Genomic DNA, 521 nt, shown 5'->3' with positions numbered 1-521 from the left:
CCGACGTCCTTCAGGCCGATCGACAGCACCTTGCCGGTGACCTTGTAGTCGGTGTCGAAGTTGCCCCAGAAGGTGGCCTCGTACCGCTTGCCGTCCTTCTCGAAGGTGTAGACGGTCTGCTTCGCGGCGTCGCTGGAGTTCCAGCCGAGACGGGAGGAGTGGTGCCTCCGGCTCGGGCGGGCCTCCTTGACCACGGCGCCCCACGTCTTGTCGTCGTAGGTGGACTCGCCGAGGTGGCCCTTGGCCCAGTTCTCCAGGGTCTCACGAGCCGAGTTGACGGTCTTCGGGTCCACCGCGATCTGAGCGACGCTGGCCGCGACCTTCTTCGAGCCCGGGGTGCCGAGGGCGACCTTGTGGGCCCAGTCCACGACGGACTCGACCTTCAGGCTGGAGTAGCCCGTGTCCTTCTGCGCCTGCAGCTTCTTGAGAGCCTCGAGAGCCTGGCCGTAGCTCTCGTACGAGGCCGACTCGTACTTCTTGCCGCCGGAGACGGACGTCGGCAGAACGCCGTTGTACACGGT

1 protein-coding gene is annotated in these 521 nt (G+C 66.0%); it reads right to left on the bottom strand.

The genetic code is table 11. The features are described from left to right. On the bottom strand, window positions 1–521 hold a 521-nt coding region (locus Mam01_RS36195), incomplete at both ends, for a hypothetical protein (protein WP_204289714.1).

Source organism: Microbispora amethystogenes (assembly GCF_016863015.1).
Classification (GTDB): domain Bacteria; phylum Actinomycetota; class Actinomycetes; order Streptosporangiales; family Streptosporangiaceae; genus Microbispora; species Microbispora amethystogenes.
The sequence above is the reverse complement of the archived record's forward strand: the minus strand, read 5'-3'. Positions and strand labels throughout refer to the sequence as shown.